10 protein-coding genes and 1 rRNA gene are annotated in these 16,998 nt (G+C 43.5%); 7 read left to right on the forward strand and 4 right to left on the reverse strand.

All coding sequences use genetic code 11. From position 1 onward, the window contains the following. Window positions 1–46: 46 nt before the first annotated feature. Window positions 47–1,426 carry an amino-acid N-acetyltransferase gene (gene argA / locus AC2UZJ_RS11015; protein WP_486950206.1) on the reverse strand — a complete coding sequence of 460 codons (1,380 nt, stop codon included), beginning with the start codon at window positions 1,424–1,426 and terminating at the stop codon, window positions 47–49. Between the two features lie 81 nt (window positions 1,427–1,507). On the opposite strand from argA, the gene hrpA reads away from it, so the two are divergent. Genes hrpA through AC2UZJ_RS11035 form a run of 4 tightly spaced genes read left to right on the forward strand, consistent with a single transcriptional unit; the run spans window position 1,508 to window position 10,688 of the window. Beyond that, the gene (hrpA, locus tag AC2UZJ_RS11020) at window positions 1,508–5,308 is read left to right on the forward strand and encodes an ATP-dependent RNA helicase HrpA (RefSeq protein ID WP_486950207.1); all 3,801 of its coding nucleotides are present in this window, start codon (window positions 1,508–1,510) and stop codon (window positions 5,306–5,308) included. 21 nt (window positions 5,309–5,329) lie between these two features. After that, complete coding sequence (dnaE, locus tag AC2UZJ_RS11025) at window positions 5,330–8,824, forward strand: DNA polymerase III subunit alpha (RefSeq protein ID WP_486950215.1); 3,495 nt, start codon at window positions 5,330–5,332, stop codon at window positions 8,822–8,824. 8 nt (window positions 8,825–8,832) lie between these two features. Beyond that, window positions 8,833–9,906, forward strand: coding sequence for a glycosyltransferase family 4 protein (locus AC2UZJ_RS11030; RefSeq protein ID WP_486950208.1), 1,074 nt, complete (start codon window positions 8,833–8,835; stop codon window positions 9,904–9,906). After that, window positions 9,906–10,688 (forward strand): glycosyltransferase family 2 protein, encoded by a 783-nt coding sequence (locus AC2UZJ_RS11035; RefSeq protein ID WP_486950209.1) that lies wholly within the window; start codon window positions 9,906–9,908, stop codon window positions 10,686–10,688. The genes AC2UZJ_RS11030 and AC2UZJ_RS11035 overlap by 1 nt, the downstream gene beginning before the upstream one ends. Here AC2UZJ_RS11035 and AC2UZJ_RS11040 read toward each other — a convergent pair. Together AC2UZJ_RS11040 and AC2UZJ_RS11045 are read right to left on the reverse strand one after the other, a co-directional pair. Then, complete coding sequence (locus AC2UZJ_RS11040; protein ID WP_486950210.1) at window positions 10,685–11,449, reverse strand: YdcF family protein; 765 nt, start codon at window positions 11,447–11,449, stop codon at window positions 10,685–10,687. The genes AC2UZJ_RS11035 and AC2UZJ_RS11040 overlap by 4 nt on opposite strands. Then, the gene (locus AC2UZJ_RS11045; RefSeq protein ID WP_486950211.1) at window positions 11,436–12,377 is read right to left on the reverse strand and encodes a glycosyltransferase family 9 protein; all 942 of its coding nucleotides are present in this window, start codon (window positions 12,375–12,377) and stop codon (window positions 11,436–11,438) included. Before AC2UZJ_RS11045 ends, AC2UZJ_RS11040 begins: the two co-directional genes overlap by 14 nt. Window positions 12,378–12,457: 80 nt before the next feature. Between AC2UZJ_RS11045 and msbA the strand changes: the two genes are divergently transcribed. Both msbA and AC2UZJ_RS11055 read left to right on the forward strand, forming a co-directional pair. After that, window positions 12,458–14,260: a lipid A export permease/ATP-binding protein MsbA gene (gene msbA, locus AC2UZJ_RS11050; protein ID WP_486950216.1), complete on the forward strand. Its 1,803-nt coding sequence runs from the start codon at window positions 12,458–12,460 to the stop codon at window positions 14,258–14,260. 4 nt (window positions 14,261–14,264) lie between these two features. Then, window positions 14,265–14,756 carry a hypothetical protein gene (locus tag AC2UZJ_RS11055; RefSeq protein WP_486950212.1) on the forward strand — a complete coding sequence of 164 codons (492 nt, stop codon included), beginning with the start codon at window positions 14,265–14,267 and terminating at the stop codon, window positions 14,754–14,756. On the opposite strand, the gene rng is transcribed toward AC2UZJ_RS11055, so the two are convergent. Beyond that, a complete protein-coding gene (gene rng, locus AC2UZJ_RS11060; protein ID WP_486950213.1) occupies window positions 14,743–16,203 on the reverse strand; it encodes a ribonuclease G in 1,461 nt (486 codons plus the stop codon). The two genes, AC2UZJ_RS11055 and rng, sit on opposite strands and share 14 nt — an antisense overlap. Before the next feature lie 595 nt (window positions 16,204–16,798). On the opposite strand from rng, the gene AC2UZJ_RS11065 reads away from it, so the two are divergent. Continuing rightward, window positions 16,799–16,998, forward strand: a 16S ribosomal RNA gene (locus tag AC2UZJ_RS11065); the annotation flags it as partial.

Consider the following 16,998-nt stretch of genomic DNA (forward strand, 5'->3'; position numbering starts at 1 on the left):
TAGGAAGCCGCTTTTGATTCTATCAAGTCATCGCAAAGCTTAAGGCTTATAGTTTCAGATTCGCTGGTTTCAATTTTTTTATAAACACCAAACTATTGCGTGAACGGTTGTATTGAGCCTGCTTTTCTTGAGGTAAATCTTCTACCGTGCCTTGCACAAAGCCATTTTTAATAAACCAGTGTGAGGTACGAGTGGTAAGTACAAATAGACTGCTAGCACCTAAGGTGCGGGCTCGGCTTTCAGCATGACGTAGTAATAATTCGCCTTCGCCTTCGCCTTGCCATTCGGGGTGTACAATTAAGCATGCCATTTCTACCATGCCTTGACTCAGATAAGGCGTAATAGACACACAACCGTAAATAAAACCATCGTGTTCTAAGACAGTAAAACGTTCTACTTCACGCTCTACCACCGCATGACCCCGAGCCACTAAGGTGCCATCTGCCTCTAAAGGTTCAATGAGCTGTAGTATAGCCCCCACATCATCAAGAGTGGCTGTGCGTAGGTCATCGAGTTTGTCTTCTACCACCATGGTGCCCACGCCGTCATGGGTAAATATTTCAAGTAAAATACTACCATCTAAGGGGTAGGGAACAAGGTGCGCGCGAGGAACGCCTCCTTTTACGGCTTTGGAGGCTGACTCTAAAAACATAGTGGAGTCTTCGTTGAGTTTACCTGCTGCAAGCAATCTGTCTGCTTCTATACGCGCTAGTTCACCTGCAATTTCTTCTCTACCATCTTGAGTGGCAATGGCATTGGGGGTTAAGTAAATGAGTTTTTCAGCGCGTATGGCAATGGCCGTTTTTTGAGCCAGCTCTTCCATTTCCATATTAAACGCGTCACCGGTGGGGGAAAACCCCAGCGGTGATAGCAGTACAATGGCTTCATGTTCTAATGATTGTAAGATGGAGTGGGTGTCAATTTTACGCACGGCGCCAGCATGTATGTAATCTACTCCATCAATGACTCCCATGGGGCGTGCGGTGATAAAGTTACCTGAAATAACACGAATTTGAGCATTAGACATGGGGGTATTAGGTAAACCTTGGCTAAAGGCGGCCTCTATGTCCAGTCGTATTTCGCCAGCGGCTTCTTTGGCGCATTCTAAAGCAGCGGCCGTAGTAGGCTCATTTCTGCGGCCAAATGAAAGATTATGGCCTTTAACGCGCAATTGCTCGTTCACTTGGGGTCTGGATCCATGTACTAACACTAGCTTAATCCCTAAAGCTGACATTAACGATAAGTCAGGGATTAGCGTATTGAGCATATCGTCTCTAACCAGCTCGCCACCAAAACCTATAACAAAGGTTTTACCTCTAAATCGATGTACATAGGGGGCCACCTCTCTAAACCAGCGTACAAATTGGGCGGGTGCAAATTCAGGCGCATCAAGGGCGGAAAAAGTATCTAGATCAGATTGGCTCATAGGGATAGTACAAATAAGATGAACAAAAGATTAAGCAAACTATAATGTGAATAGATCACGGATTACGATATAACGAGTTTCATGCAAAAAAATACTGAACAGACTATAGCAACAGCAACACCCATTGCCCCCTCCTTTCCTGCCATAAGCTATCCGGAAGATTTGCCCGTCAGCGCACGGCGTGACGACATTGCTGCTGCCATTAAAAACAACCAAGTTGTTATTGTAAGCGGTGAAACGGGCTCAGGTAAAACCACGCAATTACCTAAAATTTGTTTAGAGTTAGGGCGGGGGCGTAAAAAAATGATTGGCCATACGCAGCCGCGCCGTATTGCTGCTACTTCGGTGGCAAACCGTATTGCTGAAGAGTTACAGACTGAAATTGGCGATTGGGTAGGATATCAAATTCGATTTACTGATAAAACCAGTCCGCGCTCTGCCATTAAACTCATGACGGATGGCATTTTACTTGCTGAGTCTCAACGTGACCCGTTATTAAGACGTTACGACACCATTATTATTGATGAAGCCCACGAACGCAGTCTTAATATTGATTTTTTGCTCGGGTTTTTACGCCAACTACTTGATAAACGCCCTGATTTAAAAGTCATTATTACTTCGGCTACCATTGACGCTGAACAGTTTGCAGAACATTTCAAGACAAACGGTAAGCCAGCACCTGTTATTGAGGTGTCTGGCCGTTTATATGCTGTGGAAATTCGTTATAGACCTATTTTAACGGAAAAAACAGATAAAGAGGCAAAGCAAAAAGAGGATATTTCTGAGCGTGATTTAAATGATGGCATTATAGATGCTGTTCAAGAGTGTGAGCGCATTGGTAGAGGGGATATTCTAGTTTTTTTACCGGGAGAAAGAGAAATTCGCGAAGCGGCCGATGCCTTACGTAAAGCCGAATTGATAGGAACTGAAATTCTACCTTTATATGCGCGTCTTAATCATGCCGATCAATCCCGTATTTTTAAACCACAAGGCAATGCGCGCCGTATTGTTTTAGCCACAAACGTGGCTGAAACGTCTTTAACGGTACCGGGCATACGTTATGTGATTGACAGTGGATTAGCGCGTATTAAACGTTACTCCTTGCGTAATAAGGTAGAACAGTTGCGCATTGAGCCCATTAGCCAAGCATCGGCTAATCAGCGTGCTGGGCGTTGTGGGCGTGTGGCGTCGGGGGTGTGCATACGTTTGTATGAGGAAGAGGATTTTAATCAGCGTGCTGAATTTACTGATCCAGAAATACTACGTTCTTCCTTAGCTGCCGTTATTTTACGCATGAAGGCATTGCGTTTAAATGAAGTAGAGACCTTTCCCTTTGTGGATGCGCCTTCTGGGCGCGCCATTGCAGATGGATATCAGTTATTACAAGAAATTGGCGCCTTGAATGAGGCCCGCAATCTCACAAAAATAGGTAAAGAAATATCTAGGCTGCCCTTGGACCCGCGTATTGCTCGCATGATTCTGGCGGCTAAAGATCAGCATTGCCTAAGTGAGATGCTAGTTATTGCGTCGGCCTTATCCATTCAAGATCCACGAGAGCGTCCTTTAGAGCAGCGTGACAATGCGGAGCGGGCGCACCAAATGTTTGTGGAACCACAGTCAGAGTTTTTATCCTTTATTAAAATGTGGCAGTGGTATGCAGAACAAGTGAAAAGTCGCTTGTCGCATCGCAAATTAGCAAGCCTATTACGTGAGCGATTTTTATCACCCATGCGTTTTAGAGAGTGGCGTGAGGTTCACAAGCAGTTACAAACTTTGATTCGTGAGCAAGGATGGCGCTTTAATGAAAAAGAAGCCACGTATGAGCAAATACATGTGTGTTTATTAACCGGACTTATCAGTAATATTGGTCATAAGTCTGAGGAGTCGCATGCTTATCAGGGTACCCGCGACATTCGCTTTTATATGCACCCAGGATCTACTCTAGGGAAAAAAGCCGGGCGCTGGGTATTAGCGGCTGAATTAGTAGAAACCACCCGTCTTTACGCCCGTTGCTTAGCGCGTATAGATCCTGTTTGGGTAGAGCGCGTGGGTAGTCATTTATTGAAAAAAACGTGGTCAGAGCCACGCTGGGAAAAACGAGCCGGGCGTGTAGTAGCTAATGAAAGAGCCACCCTGTATGGTCTCACTATTTATAGTGGTAGACGTATTCATTTTGGTCGTATTAATCCCGTAGAAGCACGGGAAGTATTTATACGTGATGGCCTAGTTGCAGGGGAAGTGCAGTCGAATCTGCCATTCATTAAACACAATGATCAGCAAATACATGCGGTAGAAAAGCTTGAGCATCAAACGCGCCGGCCCGATATATTAATTGATGATGCATTGATCTATGCTTTTTATGATCAATTGATTCCCGCAGATGTGTTTCAGACTGCCACTTTGGAGCGTTGGTATAAAAAACTGCCTAAAGAAAAAGCCGAGCAATTGCTCCTAGATCGTGATCAGCTGATGCAGCACGAGGCCGCAGGGGTGACCACAGACGTATTCCCCCGTCAAATTGAGTGGAAAGGGGTCAAGCTAAAAGCGGATTACCATTTTGAACCCGGCTCCGTGCGTGATGGGCTTACGGTGACTGTGCCTTTATTTCATTTAAACCAAATTGATAATGAACGTGCGGAATGGCTAGTGCCGGGCATGCTTAAAGAGAAGGTGCAGCATTTATTACGTTCGTTGCCGCAACGATTACGTAGAGCGTGTGTGCCGGTGCCTGATTATGCAGAAAGCTTTCATAAGCGTTGGTTTGAACAAGCGCACAAACCAGTTAAAAGCTTAACGCAAGCCTTGATTGACGATATATGGCAGCAAAAACGGGTACGTATAGAAGCCTCAGATTTTAAGCCGGAAAATTTACCACCTCATTTATTAATGAATTTTAAAGTTATTGATGATCAAGGTCGTATGCTGTCCGGGGGGCGTAATATAGATCAGTTGAAGGCAGAGCATGGGCAAGCCGCTCAAGCCTCTTTTCAAGAAGTGGCTGTTAAAGATAAAAGCGTAGCTAAAGCCCTAGCTCACGACAAAATTACCACGTGGAGTTTTGGTGAGCTACCTGAAATACTGGAGATAAGACGCGGTGGGCAAGCGGTAGTAGGTTATCCAGCTCTAGTTGATCAGAGTGAGTATTGTGAACTAGACGTATTTGATGATCCTGCGGTAGCGAAGCGTACGCATAAAATAGGATTACGTAGATTATTCAGATTAGCATTACGTGATGCCGTGAAATTTCAAGAGAAAAATCTTAAGGACCTTACTCGTACCGCTTTGTTATATATGAATTTAGGTACTCAAGACGAGTTGAAAACCCAAATAATCGATGCGGCTATCGACCAATCCTGTTTAATGGAACCTTGGCCTACCAATGAAAACGAGTTTAAGCAGCGTGTGGATGCGGCGCGTAATCGCTTTGGTTTAATTGCTCAAGAAGTGTCTAAACAAGCAGCCCTTATTTTGCAAGCGTGGTCAGAGCTTATGCGTAAATTGCCTACCATTAAATCGCATCAACATGCTTATGAAGATTTACAATCCCAACAAAGTCGTTTAATGCATAAATGGTTTATTCGCGATACGGACTCACAACAATTACAGCATTACCCGCGCTATTTAAAAGCAGCACAAACACGCATAGATAAACTGCGTGCTGATCCGGCACGAGATCAACGATTGATGGGGGAGGTGTTACCTTGGCAGAGTAAGTATTTGCGAGCACGGGTAACACTTAAAGGAGCGGAAGATCCTCAGCTAGATCGCTTTATGTGGATGCTAGAAGAATTACGGGTTTCTTTATTTGCTCAAGAACTCCGTACGCCAATGCCCATTTCTGTTAAGCGAGTAGAGCGTGCTTGGCATGCTTTGCAGCGTTAAGGTAATTTAATTTTTATGACTATATCTACAACCTCCCATCCAACCCCTGCTTTTGTGCACCTACGCAGTCACTCTGAGTTCTCAGTGGTAGATGGGATTACACGCATTCCTACTATGGTGGCCAAAGCCAAAGAATACGGTCAACCGGCTTTAGCTATTACTGATTTAGCTAATTTGTTTGGATTAATTAAATTTTATAAAGCAGCTCGTAAGCAAGGAATTAAAGCCATTGCAGGCAGTGATCTGTATTTGGAAAATGAAATAGATAGAGATAAACCGTTTAAAGTGGCAGTGCTTGCCATGAATATGGAAGGCTATTTGGCATTGTGTGAGTTGCTGACTAAAGCCTGGCTGACGAATCAATACAAAGGTCGCGGTGAGGTAAAGCGTGAATGGCTCTTTAATCAAAGCGGCTTGATTTTATTATCGGGAGCGCACCAAGGTGACGTAGGGCAAGCGTTATTATCAGGCAATGTAGAGCAAGCTTGGAAATGGGCACAGCAGTGGCAGGAGCATTACCCAAATCGTTATTATGTAGAGTTGCAGCGCGCAGGTTTTGTCGATGAAGAGCGTTATATACAAGCGGCAATATCTTTAGCGGGTGATTTGACCTTACCTGTGGTAGCTACTCACCCTATTCAATTTGCTGAGCCCGAAGATTTCCGAGCTCATGAAGTGCGTGTGTGTATTGCAGAAGGGGAGCAGTTAGCGAATCCGCGTCGAACACGTAAATTTACTCCTGAACAGTATTTTGTTAATTCAGAATATATGCAGCAGCGCTTTGCCGATATTCCTTCGGCATTAATTAATACGGTAGAAATTGCAAAGCGTTGTAACGTGGAGCTTAAATTGGGGGTGCCGCATTTACCGGATTTTCCTACCCCTGAAGGCATGAGTCTAGGTGATTATTTAATTAAAGAAGCCGAAGACGGTCTAGAAGTGCGCCTAACGCAGTTGTACAACACAGAAGCTGAGCGGGATACGCATCGTCCTACTTATTTGAAACGTTTGCGTTGGGAATGCCAAACCATTATTGACATGGGGTTTCCGGGATATTTCCTTATTGTTGCGGATTTCATCAATTGGGGTAAGGCGAATGGGGTGCCAGTGGGGCCGGGGCGAGGCTCTGGTGCTGGTTCTTTGGTGGCTTATAGCATGGGCATTACGGATTTAGATCCCTTGCGTTATGACTTACTTTTTGAGCGTTTTCTCAACCCCGAACGCGTCTCTATGCCTGACTTTGATATTGATTTCTGTCAAGATAACCGCGAGCGAGTGATTGACTATGTCAAAGAGCGCTATGGGCGTGATGCTGTGAGTCAGATTGCAACGTTTGGTACCTTAGGCGCTAAGGCGGTAATTCGTGATGTGGGGCGTGTCTTAGAGTTGCCTTATGGTCTCTGTGATGGCCTGTCAAAGCTGATTCCTTTTAGTCCGGCAGACCCGTGGAGTTTAAAACGTGCCTTAGCCGAAGAGCCAGCGTTTAAAGAGCGCTATGAAAATGACGAGGAAGTGCAGTCTTTAATCGACTTAGCACGTCCTTTAGAAGGGTTGACTCGTAGCGTGGGCATGCACGCGGGGGGTGTACTGATTGCGCCTGGTAAACTCATTGATTTTTGCCCTTTATACAGGCAGCCCGGTGAAGATGCGAACGTCATTTCACAATACGATAAAGATGATGTGGAAGATGCGGGCTTAGTGAAGTTTGATTTCTTAGGTTTACGAAATCTTACTATTTTGGACTGGGCAGTTAAATACGTACAGCAGTTTAATGAAGACAAAAAAGATTTTGATCTTATCACCTTAGGTTTGGATGATAAAGACGCGTATAAAGTACTATGTGATGGCAACACCACCGCGGTGTTCCAGTTGGAGTCACGCGGCATGAAGGAGTTACTACGCAATTTACGTCCGAGTAATTTTGAAGACATTATTGCCATGCTAGCACTATATAGACCCGGGCCTTTGGAGTCGGGCATGGTGGTAGATTTTGTAAATAGAAAACATGGCCGTGCTGAGGTGGATTATTTTCATCCTGATCTTACCTCAGTGCTTGAGAGCACTTATGGTGTGATTGTGTATCAAGAGCAGGTCATGCTTATCTCCCAAATTATTGGGGGCTACTCATTAGGAGGCGCTGACTTATTACGCCGTGCCATGGGTAAGAAAAAACCCGAAGAAATGGCCATGCACCGGGAGATTTTTGAAAAAGGAGCCGTAGAAAAAGGCTATGATGCCGATTTGGCCGTGAAACTGTTTGATTTGATGGAAATGTTCGCTGGCTATGGTTTTAACAAGAGTCACTCGGCTGCCTATGCGCTCATTGCTTACCACACGGCGTGGCTTAAAGCGCATCATCCCGCTGAGTTTATTGCTGCCACTATGTTGTCTGATATGGATGACACAGAAAAAATGCAAATTTTCTGGAAAGATGCAGTAGCGAATAAGGTGGACGTTTTACCGCCTGATGTAAATGCTTCCGAATATCGATTCATACCGGTTAAAGATAGCCATAGCGCCAAAGGCAAGCCACCGCGTACTATTCGTTATGGTTTAGGTGCTATTAAAGGCGCTGGTGAGGCCGCGATTCATGCCATTGTGGCAGCACGTGAATCCGGTGGCGCCTTTAAAAGTTTATTTGATTTTTGTAAGCGTGTAGATAGAGCCACCTTAAATAAACGTACTTTAGAAGCATTAATTAAAGCCGGGGCGTTTGATAGCATAGACCCAAACCGTGCGGCTCTTTTGGCTACCGTAAGTCGTGCTATGGAGGCGGCAGATCAAGTGGCTCGCAATGCGCATCAAGTGTCTTTGTTTGATGATAGTTCTGATGAGCTTATTGAGTTAGAGCTTGATCAAGTGCCCGAATGGGATTTGCAAACTCGTTTGCGCCAAGAAAAGTCTGCTATGGGTTTTTTCTTTAGTGGGCATTTATTTGATGCGTGGCGTGATGAAGTACGGCGATTTGCACCACGGCCTTTAGCCAGTCTGGAGCCCTCAAGAGACTTTCAGTGGTTTGCCGGAGTCTTGTCTGGTGTACGTGTGCGTATGACACGCCGAGGTCGTATGATGATTGCTACCTTAGATGATGGTTCTTCGCAGATGGAAGTCACTATTTTTAATGAGGTGTTTGAACTTAATAGACAGCGCCTTCGAGAAGATCAGCTCATTATTGTTAAAGGTAAGGTAAGTTTTGATGATTACTCTGGTGGCTTACGTGTTACTGCGGACGAGATTTACGATTTGCAATTAGCACGCGAAGCGCGGGCTCGCAGTTTACGTTTGCATCTCAAAGAGGAGCATTATGATACGACAAAGCTGTATCAGTTTTTGAATCCTTTCCGTGCTGAACCTGAAAATCAAATCCCAGGTGTAGCAGTTGAGTTAGCTTTAGAGAATGCTGCTTACGAGTGTCAACTTAGACTAGGCCAAGAATGGCGAGTACGCTTAGCTGATACTATGTTAGAGCAAATGGAAGATTGGTTAGGAGCTGATGCGGTGGAGATTAATTATTAATGCGGCCTTTGAAAATACTTTATAGTTACGTGGGTGTTTCCTATGATGAAAGTGCTCGCTATATACACCATTTAATGCAAGCGATGCGTACGCAAGAACATATAGTAGAAGCCTACTGTACCGTAGATTCTGCCCTAGCTTTAGCCTTGAAAGCAGATAACTTTAAGGTGTATGAAGAGCCTATAGTTCACGGTTTAGCGATTTTACCGCGGGTGTTAAAGGTGCGAAAACACTTAAAGCAGCAGAACTATGATGTGGTAAATAGTAATGCGCATGCAGACACAGGCTTAACAGCTCTAGCAGCTCGCTTAGCTGGTGTGCCTTTAGTGGTGCGTACCTATCATCAGGTGAAAACGCCATCATCGACTCTAACGCAGAATAGAATACCCCATCGCACTATTGCTAATAATCAGTTTATGCGCAAACAGTTGTTGCAGCGTGGCATAAAAGCATCTACTTTAGCTGTTATCCATGACGCAGTGATTATTGCAGAGCAAAAGTTATCAAGTAACCTACGTGAAAAATTAGGCCTGGATGCTAAAAGCCTTTTAATTGCTACGGTGGCTGAATTAAGTAAAGGGTCTGGGGCGCTAGAGTTAATTCAAGCCATGGCTCCCCTTTTACGTGAGCAGCCACAGTTACACGTGCTTGTGCAAGGCACAGGAGTGCAAAAATCCCAGCTTGAGGCGTTTGCTCAGCAATTAGAGGTGCTAGCGCAAGTACACTTTATGGCTGAGTCAATTGATTTAAAACAGATCGATGTGTTTGTGTTTGTACCTTATGAAGCCGATTCCGCGATGATTATAGCGCAAGCAGGCGCTGCAAAACGTCCTGTAATAGGCACACGCGTGGGAGCGATTCCAGAGATGATGGCTCAAGGCAAAAGTGGGATGTTGGTGCCTTTGCACGATATAGTGGCTTTACGTAAGGCATTGGTACGTCTCCTAGACGATGCAGAGTTAAGACAGCAAATGGGACAAGCAGGTTATGAACACGTAAGGGGCACAGACCGTTTTCTTTTAACCACCATGCAGCAACAAACTGAGCAAGCCTATAAGCGCTGGTTGGAGCAATTACGTTAATGTCATCGTTATCCGTTATTATTATTACTAAAAATGAACAAGCGCATATTGCCGACTGCTTGGAGTCGGTGTCCTTTGCAGATGAAATCATTGTCTTAGACTCGGGTAGTACTGATGATACCTGTGCTATTGCTAGACGTTTAGGTGCTCAGGTGTATCACACCACACATTGGCCAGGGTTTGGTAAGCAGAAAAACAAAGCCCTTAATTTGGCGACTAAAGATTGGGTGCTTTCTGTAGATGCCGATGAACGTGTGCCTGCAAACTTAGCAGCAGAAATACAAGGCGTTTTAACGCAATCCGAAGCGGATGCAGATGCTTATAGCGTAGCGCGTATGTCTTGTTTTGGTGAGCGTTGGATTAAACACAGTGGCTGGTGGCCGGATCGTTTAGTGCGTTTATTTAAACGCAATAAAGCCTATTTTAAAGATGTAACAGTGCATGAAAGCGTAGTAGTAGACGGTAAAACTAAAGAGTTAAATGGCTATTTGTTGCATTACCCGTATAGTAGCTTAGAAGTATTAATTGATAAAACCAATCATTATTCCAGTGCGGCGGCTTTGCAGTTACATGAACGAGGAAAAAAGATACGTTTAGCCGGTATTGTAGCTAAAGCATTTTGGACTTTTGTTCGTATATACATTATTCGTCGTGGCTTTTTAGACGGTAAGGAGGGTTTTTTCTTGGCAGGTGTGGCCGCTGCAGGCAGCTTTTTTAGATACAGTAAACTTTGGTTTTTAAATCGTAAAACAAATTGGAAACCCCAGCCTCCTAAGAGCTAGATCCAGCCGCGTAACCAATAAACCAAAAGACCCACATACTCTTTAATAATGGAACGACTCGCATTTAAGCTTTGATAACTGGGCTGCCAAATAGCCAACCAAGAGTTATTGGGTTTAGTTATTTGAGGAGCAACCGGAGCCGCTATCACATTAACACCTTGTTTTTGAAAAGAAGCCATAGCCCTAGCCATATGTAAAGACGAGGTAACAAGTAACACGCGATTTACCCGGTTTTCTTTGAGTTTTTGGGCGCTGTATATGGCATTTTCTCTAGTGGTATAACTGGCTTCTTCAATCAGAATGTTCTTTTCTGGTATGCCTTCATTTTTTAAATAACGTGCCATGCTTTGTGCTTCACTGGTCCCACCATCTAAAGCCGCCCCAGACACCAAGATAAGAGGAGCGCGTTGAGCGGCATATAACTCGGCACCGCGGCTAATACGGGTGCTTGTTTTATCAGGATCGTATTCATCAAACCAATTTTGGCGGCTATTAGCGGTATGGCCGCCTAAAACCACAATGGCATCAGCAGTAGGAGTATGAGCAGAAGGTTCATAAGTAAAACGGTTTTCTAGATGACCACCTAGCCAAATAGATGCTGCGGGTAAAGACCAGAAAAAGGCCCAAGCACTAGCCAGTAGTACGATGATGAGCGCGTGTTTTCGTTTTCTTAATACGATTAACAACGTTGCCAGTAATAACAAAACTATGGCAAAGTTGATGGGAATAACGAGTTGAGTTAAATAGTTAGCTACGCTCATTGATACGTTTTAAAACAGTAGAAAGGCTAGGCCACGCCCCGTTTTTTCCTAAACATTCGGCTTGATCAGACCAAGGTCCTGTGTGTGTAACATCGGTGACACCTATGAGTGTGATTTGAGCGGCATTGACTGCTGCGGCTAAATGAGAAACACCAGAGTCATTACAAATCACAAGATCTACAGTCTTACATAATTGGGCAAAATCGGCTAGAGATAATGGTGCTAACCGTGTAGCTGAGGGTGCATTTAATTCAGCTTCAGCTACTTCGTTAGGAGGGGGGCACATATATACGTTGTAGTTTTGTTGTTTTAGATTTTGAGTTAACGCCTCAAAATGAGGCCAAACTTTTATTTTTCCTTTATGCAAACCCACCGCAGTAGGGGCTATTAAAATGTTTTTTTGGCTTCTGTCTAAATCAAATTTGTGTGGGTCAGGGTCTGGGACACCAGCTAAGTGCAAAGAGCGAGGCGCTCTAGGAGCAATAGGGTTTTGCCAAATTCTAGACGACTCATAGGCTAAATGATACCAAGACTCCACAGCGTGCAAAGATTGCTTTGGTTTGTTTAGCGGCCACTTGAGTAAGCAGCTACGGCCATCGTCTTTATAACCAGCTGTTTTAAGGCCTGCCCACTTAAAAATAAACGCACTAGATAATGAATCGGGTAGACTGAGTGCGGTGACCTTGGTGGAGCTTGGTTCGTGATTTTTCTTATATTGTTTAATGGCATTTGCATCATGTAACCATTTTCCTGTTATTGGAATGAAGCCTTGCAATGCATAACCCGATAATAGAGGTTTAGCCCAGGGGCGAGCGCAAACCACTACGCTATAATTACGTGCTAAAAACGCTTCCAAAACGGGGAGACTCATGCATACATCACCTAACCAGTTAGGTAGGCGTAGATAAAGAACTGGCATTGCGGTCATAAAGTTAAAAGAGTTAATGGTATTTTGATAAGTCTAGTATATAAGTGAGAGCTGTGTTGAAAAGCCCAAAAAGTAAATCTATTGCTACTGAATTAAATGCGGAAACAGAGATAGAGGCAGATATAGAGACGCAAATTTGGCGTCGAATATATAGTCGCTTACTTCCTTATTGGAAATGGATTGTAGTTGCTGTGTTATTGGTCAGTATAGTTTCGGCAACTAGGCCTTTACTCGCCGTTATTATGAAGCCCTTGCTTGATGATGGGTTTACTGGAGCCAAGCCGTATTATATTTGGTTATTGCCACTTTCAGTAGTGGGTATTATGTTTATACGGGGCTTAGCTTCTTATGCCAGTAATTATTTATTGGCGCTAGTGGCCAATAACATGCTGCGTAATTTGCGCACGGAGATGTTCCGCAGCTTATTAGCTTTGCCTGATAGTCGTTTTAAGCAAGGCGATACCGGCAGGTTGCTTAATCGATTCACCATTGATGCGGGTACGCTGACCACGGTAGCTACTGAAGTCATTACTGTTTTAGTGCGTGAAATACTGACGGTGGTCGCTCTAATTATTGTTTTGCTATATATGTCGTGGCAGTTAACTCTTATCGTTTTTACTATGTTGCCCCTGACTTATTATGCAGCGCGTATTATTTCTAGGCGTTTGCGTAAAATTAATCGTGGCGCCTTAGACATGAATGCGGAATTAACGCGGGTGGTGGGTGAAAGTATAGAAGGGCAGAGAGTGGTTAAGCTGTTCGATGGCTATGAGCATGAGGCCAGTCGCTTCCAATATGTTAATGCCAAAATTCGTCGTTTTGCCATGCGTGCGGCTAGTGCGAGCGCCGCTTTATCTCCTATTACACAGTTTTTCATATCTATTGCCGTTGCTGCAGTTATTACTGTGGCCTTATATCAGGCGAGTGCTAAAGAGTTAACGGTGGGAGGTTTTGCTGCTTTTATGGCTGCGTTAGTGCAACTGTTTGATCCTATTCGTCGCTTAGCAAATATGAGTGGCACAGTACAAAAAATGCTCACTGCAGCAGAAAGTGTATTTGCATTACTGGATTTTGAGCCCGAAAAGGATACTGGCACTAGACAGCTACCAACCCCCATTCAAGGAAAAGTAGAATTTAGAAATATTAAGCATCGTTATCCGGACAAAGAGATTCTAACCATTAATGATGTTTCTTTTACCATTGACCCCGGGCAAACAGTGGCTTTGGTAGGGAGATCAGGTAGCGGTAAAACCACGCTGGCAAATATGCTTCCTCGATTTTTAGAGCCGCAGTCGGGTGGCATCTACATTGATGATATGTTGGTTTCTGATATCAAACTGCATTCTCTGCGTTTCAATATCTCCTTTGTTAGTCAAGATGTGGTGCTTTTTGAGGGCAGCATTAAAGATAACGTCGCCTATGGTGCTTATGCTCAAGCTAATGATGAAGAGGTTTGGCAGGCATTAGAAGCAGCTAATTTAGTTGATTTTGTTAATTCACTGCCTGAAGGTATGCACACTCAAGTGGGTGAGAAAGCGGGACATCTTTCAGGCGGGCAACGTCAACGCTTGGCTATTGCAAGAGCATTAATTAAAAATGCGCCCATATTAATTTTAGATGAGGCCACTTCGGCTTTAGATAATGAATCTGAACGCCAAGTGCAGTTATCATTAGAGCGCTTGATGAAAAACCGCAGTACCTTAGTCATCGCTCATCGTTTATCTACTGTACAAAAAGCCGATCGTATTATTGTGCTCGATGAGGGGAAGGTAGCAGAGTCAGGTACCCACGAAGAGCTGTTAGATTTAAGTGGCATTTATGCTGGTTTATATCGTATGCAGTTTGAAACCAGCCATTTAGAAAATGATGAGAATGAGGAATAAAAATATGAAAATTGCCTTGAGCGCTTTACTAGGGGTGTTTGTAATAGCTGGCTGCGCTGTTCCACAAACAGATGGTCATTCACGTGATTTGCGTGAGTTTGATTTACGCAAATCCGCTTATTTGTACGTAGATAGTGATATTCGTATGGATTTGCCCACCGTTCAACGTCAGCTTTATATACATAGAGAGGCGTGCAATGTGGATGTAGTGTTAAAGAAAGATCCTGTGCAAGTTCATTTTGCAACGGTTTTATATGGGCCAGTAGGTTCTACAGAACTAAAAGATCAAGTCATGCTTGATTTAACCGCTTATGCCACGGGTAAGTTAGGGATTAAAGGTTATACATACTATGCGGCAAATAAAAATTTAGTCAAAGATGTAGTTAACGTGTTGAGCAACCCCACTCGCTGTCCTGAGGGGATAGGGCCTAATCCCAACCCTAACCCTTATGTGAATATGACACCCGATACCAATACAAATTCTAAAAAAGAATAATATCGTACTGTTCTTGATCGTATTGACTATCCACTTCTAAAGAAATGCGTTTACCTATGAAATCCCCCGTTTGGGCTAGGTGCTGACTTTCTTCTTCTAAAAATAGATCAATAACGTCTTGTGAGGCGAGGATTCGAAATTCTTTTGGATTGAATTGCCTGGCCTCACGTAAAACCTCACGCAATATTTCATAACATACACTGCGAGCAGTTAAGACAGATCCCCTTGACTGGCAAGTCGGACAAGGCTCAGAAAGTAAGTCACTTAACGATTCACGCGTACGTTTACGTGTCATTTCCACTAAGCCTAATTGACTAAAACCACTAACGGTAATACGAGTGCGATCTTTACTGATGGCGTTTTGTAACTCTTCAAGAACCGTTGCTTTGTGCTCATCATTATTCATATCAATAAAGTCTAAGATAATGATGCCCCCAAGATTACGTAAACGTAACTGACGAGCAATAGCTACAGTGGCCTCAAGATTTGTTTTAAAAATAGTATCACCGAAGTTTTTACCACCTACATAACCTCCTGTATTAACGTCTACCGTGGTTAATGCTTCAGTTTGATCTATCATTAAATAACCTCCTGACTTTAAATCAACACGCCGCGATAAGGCACGTTGTATTTCTTCTTCGGCTCGAACAGTATCAAAGAGGGGACGGCTACCACTGTGATGAAATATTTTTTCCGTCATGGCGGGCGTATAAACTTCAGCCCATTCCACCATTTGTTGATAGGTAACGCGTGAGTCTACAATGATTTTATTTGTGTTCGTTGTGGCTACATCGCGTAAAACACGCTGATGTAAATAAAGCTCACTATAAAGTAAAGAGGGGCTGCTTTGAGATTTCAGGCGTTTTAATATTATATTCCAGAGTTTTTTTAAATAATTACAGTCAGTCTCTAGCTCCTCATCAGTCGCTATCTCGGCTTGGGTGCGTACAATAAAACCACCATCATTAATATCGGCTAGTTTTTCTACACGCTCTTTAAGTTGGAGTCTACATTCTTCACTTTCTATTTTTTGCGAAACGCCTATATGGGGTTCATAGGGTAAATACACGAGCATACGGCCTGCAATACTAATCTGGGTGGATAAGCGAGCGCCTTTGGTCCCTATAGGGTCTTTAGTCACTTGTACTATGAGTGATTGGCCTTCAAACAGTAATTTTTCTATGGGGGTAATAGGGATGCCTTCTATACGCTCCTTACGATTTTGCCGTAAATCAGCCACATGAATAAACGCCGCTCTTTCTAAACCTACATCTATAAAGGCGCTTTGCATACCAGGCAACACCCTTACAACTTTACCTAAATAAATATTGCCTACATACCCACGTTGGATACTACGCTCAAGGTGCAGCTCTTGAGTTTGGCCTTGTTCAACTAAAGCAACACGAGTTTCAAAAGGGGTAACGTTAATGAGGATGTCTTCTGACATAAGAGCCTAATAAAAAATAGATAAATAAAGAATAAATTTGCTAGTTGCCTATAGCTTAGCCGTTTTATCAGGGCAAAGGTATGCGTAAAAGCACGTGTTTTTAAGTTGGAACTAAAAATAGTCTTGCTTTTATTTTTTAGGCTTGCTATAGTTCTATTTCTGCTTTGAGAGCTCTAGCAAACGAAGCGGTTTTCTTTTCAAATAAGTTGTGTCGGCTAAATGCTGCAAACAAAATTAAAAAGAAAAGCTTGACACGAAGCAGTATCTGCTTCATACTAACTTTTCTTCGCAATAATTGCTAAGGCAAAGCGAAGAAATCACAATTTAAATATTGCTTGTTTTTATTTTTAATTCAGGTTATAGTTTAAAACTTCGCAATTAATGCGAAACGCTCTTTAACAATTTAACAGCCAAATAAGTGTGGGCGCTTGGAATACGTGGGTCGATATCCCTTCACGGGGGTACGCCAACAAGTTAAAATCAAGTGCTCGCATAAAGAAATATAGGTTTTTGCCTTGTGCAAACAACTGGATATTTCTTTGAGTACACTCCGTTTGATTCGTGTTTACACGGGTTAAACAAAAAAACAGAGATTAAACTGAAGAGTTTGATCCTGGCTCAGATTGAACGCTAGCGGGATGCTTTACACATGCAAGTCGAACGGCAGCGACATCACCAATCCCTTCGGGGTGCGGCGATGGTCGGCGAGTGGCGGACGGGTGAGTAATGCATCGGAATGTGCCCAGCAGCGGGGGATAACTACTCGAAAGAGTGGCTAATACCGCATATACCCTA

This window comes from Paenalcaligenes sp. DL 309, from assembly GCF_057475285.1.

Coding starts and splice junctions, on each gene's coding strand:
- argA (WP_486950206.1), bottom strand. CDS start 1,426: ATGAGCCAATCTGATCTAGATACTTTTTCCGCCCTTGATGCGCCTGAA.
- hrpA (WP_486950207.1), top strand. CDS start 1,508: ATGCAAAAAAATACTGAACAGACTATAGCAACAGCAACACCCATTGCC.
- AC2UZJ_RS11035 (WP_486950209.1), top strand. CDS start 9,906: ATGTCATCGTTATCCGTTATTATTATTACTAAAAATGAACAAGCGCAT.
- AC2UZJ_RS11040 (WP_486950210.1), bottom strand. CDS start 11,449: ATGAGCGTAGCTAACTATTTAACTCAACTCGTTATTCCCATCAACTTT.
- AC2UZJ_RS11045 (WP_486950211.1), bottom strand. CDS start 12,377: ATGACCGCAATGCCAGTTCTTTATCTACGCCTACCTAACTGGTTAGGT.
- AC2UZJ_RS11055 (WP_486950212.1), top strand. CDS start 14,265: ATGAAAATTGCCTTGAGCGCTTTACTAGGGGTGTTTGTAATAGCTGGC.
- rng (WP_486950213.1), bottom strand. CDS start 16,203: ATGTCAGAAGACATCCTCATTAACGTTACCCCTTTTGAAACTCGTGTT.